The 3773-nt window shown below is 72.2% G+C and carries 3 protein-coding genes; 1 reads left to right on the plus strand and 2 read right to left on the minus strand.

The window, feature by feature from the left end; all coding sequences use genetic code 11:
* Nucleotides 1–33: 33 nt before the first annotated feature.
* Nucleotides 34–1638 (minus strand): ATP-binding protein, encoded by a 1605-nt coding sequence (locus TR46_RS14035; RefSeq protein ID WP_063770595.1) that lies wholly within the window; start codon nt 1636–1638, stop codon nt 34–36.
* 154 nt (nt 1639–1792) lie between these two features.
* Nucleotides 1793–2470, minus strand: a complete 678-nt coding sequence (locus tag TR46_RS14040; RefSeq protein WP_152626462.1) for a response regulator — start codon at nt 2468–2470, stop codon at nt 1793–1795.
* Nucleotides 2471–2798: 328 nt separating this feature from the next.
* On the opposite strand from TR46_RS14040, the gene TR46_RS14045 reads away from it, so the two are divergent.
* Nucleotides 2799–3524, plus strand: a complete 726-nt coding sequence (locus TR46_RS14045) for a SigE family RNA polymerase sigma factor (protein WP_042399652.1) — start codon at nt 2799–2801, stop codon at nt 3522–3524.
* Nucleotides 3525–3773: the final 249 nt, after the last annotated feature.

Below are 3773 nucleotides of genomic sequence, written 5' to 3' on the forward strand. Positions count from 1 at the left end.
CCGCGACCCTGCGGACGGGGGTGCTGTGCTGCCTCATGCGCTGTCGCCCTTCCGGGGGTCCGGGCCGGGGCCCGGACCCGAACCTGCCGCTGATCCCGACCCGGCTCCGGAGCCCGGCGCCGACCCGGAGCCCGACGACGACCCGGAACCGGACCCCGGGCCGCCGTCCGCCGCCAGCGGGTGCCCGGCCGCGACCGTCGGCTTCATCGGCAGCCGCAGCGTGAACACGGCTCCGCCCGACGCGCCGTTGGCCGCCGTGATGGTGCCGCCGTGGATGCGGGCGTTCTCGGCCGCGATGGAGAGTCCGAGGCCGCTGCCCTCCGAGCGGCGCCGGGCCGCGTCCGCCTTGAAGAAGCGGTCGAAGACATGCGGCAGCACGTCCTCGGGGATCCCCGGCCCGCCGTCGGCGACCCGTACCACCAGCTCCGGGCCCTCGGCCCGGACCTGCACCCGCACCGGGGAGCCGCCGTGCTTGAGGGCGTTGCCGATCAGGTTGGCCAGGACGACGTCCACCCGGCGCGGGTCGATCCGCGCGACGATGCCGCGCGGGGCGTCCAGTTCCACCGCGTCCAGCCAGGCCCGGGTGTCGATGCAGGAGGTCAGCAGGTCGGAGATGTCGATCTCGTCCAGGACCACCTTGGCCGTGCCGGCGTCGAAGCGGGTGACCTCCATCAGGTTCTCCACCAGCTCGGTGAGCCTGCGGGTCTCGTTGACGACCAGTCGGACCGCCGGGGCGATCATCGGGTCGAGGGTGTCCGCCTCGTCCTCCAGGATGTCCGTCACCGCCGTCATCGCGGTCAGCGGGGTGCGCAGCTCGTGCGACATGTCGGCGACGAAGCGGCGGCTGGCGTGCTCACGCGCGCTCAGCTCCTCGACCTGCGCCTGCAGCGACTCGGCGGTCTGGTTGAAGGTCTGCGACAGGTCGGCGAGCTCCGCCGCCCCGCGCACCTCCAGCCGGGTGTCCAGCCGTCCCGCGCCCAACTGCCGTGCCGCCTCGCCGAGCCGCGCCACCGGGCGCAGCACCGTCGAAGCGGCGGCCTGGGCCAGCAGCGCCGAGCCGACCAGTGCCAGCAGTGTGGCGATGCCCAGCGACCAGGCCAGCGAGTCCATGTCCTTGCGCTCGTCGTCGAGCGACTTGAACATGTACGCGGTCGGCCCGGTGGGCAGCACCCGGGTGCCGCCGATCAGGAACGGCGTGCCGTCCAGGGTCTGCCGCTGCCAGAACAGGTGGTACTGCTCGGGCGCCGCGGTGCAGTGGGCGCACCGTGTGGTCACCGAGTGCTGAAGCACCGTCGGCACCACCGAGGCGGTGAACTCCGGGTTCGAGGTCACCGCGCAGTCCGGCTGCACCAGCACCACGGCGTAGTTCAGCCCCGAGTGCGCGATCAGCACCGCGACCCGCTGCAACTGGTCGCAACTGGGGTGCAGCGGCAGGTCGGTGATGTCCCGGCTGAGCTGGCTGCGGAAGTCGGCGAGCGCCGAGTCCTGGGTGCGCTTCAGCACCGCGTCGCGGTTCAGCCAGTACGCGATTCCGGAGGCGGAGACCGCCGCGGCCAATGCCACCAGGGCGAAGACGGCGATCAGCCGTATCCGCAGCGAGGTCAGCCGCAGGCGCCGGGCCAGTGCGGGCAGCCCCAGGCTGTTGGCCAGCCAGGACGCCGGGGCTTTGGGGTGGTCGGTCACGTCGCCTTCGATGCCTCGGTGCTCGGGTCCGCTCGGTCTGTCTCGGTGTGCTCGGGTGCGGCTGGTGTGCGGCCGATGTGTTCCGGTCCTGTTCCGGTCTCCGCGCAGCCTACTGGGGCGGGTCCAGCCGGTAGCCGACCCCGCGCACGGTGCGGATCAGCGTCGGCTCGGACGGCACGTCCTCCACCTTCGCCCGCAGCCGCTGCACACAGGCGTCCACCAGCCGGGAGTCGCCCAGGTAGTCGTGCTCCCAGACCAGCCGCAGCAACTGCTGCCGGGACAGCGCCTGGCCCGGCCGCTGGCTGAGCTCCAGCAGCAGCCGCAACTCGGTGGGGGTCAGCTGCAGATCGACGCCGGCCTTGGTGACCGTCATCGCACTGCGGTCGATCACCACGTCGCCGTAGGTGGACGAGTCCGAGCTCTCCCGCTCGCCGCGGCGCAGCACCGCCCGGATCCGGGCGTCCAGGACCCGCGGCTGCACCGGCTTCACCACGTAGTCGTCGGCGCCCGACTCCAGGCCCACCACCACGTCGATGTCGTCGCTGCGCGCGGTCAGCAGGATGATGGGCAGCTGGTCGGTGCGCCGGATCCGTCGGCAGACCTCGAAGCCGTCGATACCGGGAAGCATCACGTCCAGGACGATCAGGTCCGGACGCTTCTCCTTGAACAGCTTCAGGCCGTCCTCGCCCGAGGCAGCGGCCGATACCTGATGGCCCTGCCTGGTCAGCGCGAGCTCAAGGCCCGTGCGGATGGCGTCGTCGTCCTCGATGAGCAGCAGATGAGACACGCGGGCCATTCTGGCCCATCAACGGCCTGTCGTTCGACTCCCGGCGGAGTCGGTGACCAAGCCCCGGGGCCTTGTGACAGCCCTGTGACAGTCGACGGACACGGCCATGACGACCCCCGGGCAAGCTATTGCATGTCAGGGAGTCGGGGGACCTCGACAGACCGCACCACCATCCACCAGGGAGCGCAGCATGAACGCAGTCACCGAAGTACGGAGCGCCGCGGCACTTCGCGCTGCGCGCCCGGTGCACCGGACGTCGGTCCACGGCACCGCCCGCCAGGGGACGCACTCGCCGTCCTGTGAAGGTGCGGTCTCGGGTTCGACGACGATGACGCTCACACTTCGCGGCGTGGTGCGGGGGACCACCGTCCGCGAGCTCCCGGGGGGTACGGGGGGCACGGGGGGTACCGGGGGAAGCGGCCGGCAGACGAGCGGCTCGGGGGAGCCCGCCGTTCTGCCGGTCGCTGCACCGGCCGCCGGGCCGCTCTTCGGCGAGCAGCACCAGGGGGAGCAGGAGCACCGGCTCAGCAACGAGGAGGAGTTCTCGGCGTACGTCCGCGAGCGCCGCGCCTCCCTGTACGCCACCGCCTACCACCTCACCGGCGACCGCTTCGCCGCCGAGGACCTGCTGCAGAGCGCGCTCTTCAGCACCTACCGGGCCTGGGACCGGATCACCGACAAGGCCGCGGTCGGCGGGTACATGCGCCGCACCATGACCAACCTGCACATCTCGGCCTGGCGCCGCCGCAAGGTCAACGAGTACCCGACCGAGGAGATGCCGGAGACCGTCGGCGACACCGACGCCATGGGCGGCACCGAACTGCGCGCCGTGCTGTGGCAGGCGCTGGCCAAGCTTCCCGAGAACCAGCGCACCATGCTGGTGCTCCGCTACTACGAGGGCCGCACCGACCCCGAGATCGCCGACGTGCTGAACATCAGCGTCGGCACGGTGAAGAGCAGCATCTGGCGCGCCCTGCGCCGGCTGCGTGAGGACGAGATCCTGGCGTCGCGCGACGGCGACCTGGGCGGGGCTTTCGGCGAACTCGTCGCCTGAGGGCGGGCGGTGGGTACGTCGGGGGACGTACGGCCGCGGGGGGTCGCGCGATCCGGGGGGATCACGGGACCAGCACGCCCGGGGCAGCCATGGGGGAGGGGGGAAGGTCGCGGGTGGGGGCCGGCTCGGGGGAGCCGGAGGGACCGCGGCAGCACAGAACGGAACGGGCACGGAACGCCTCGGGGGAGGCGGGCCGGGCCCGTTCCGCGCGCTCGCATTTCCGCGGGATCCTTTGGTGCGGACCGTAAG

It is taken from the genome of Streptacidiphilus carbonis, assembly GCF_000787775.1.
Taxonomy (GTDB): domain Bacteria; phylum Actinomycetota; class Actinomycetes; order Streptomycetales; family Streptomycetaceae; genus Streptacidiphilus; species Streptacidiphilus carbonis.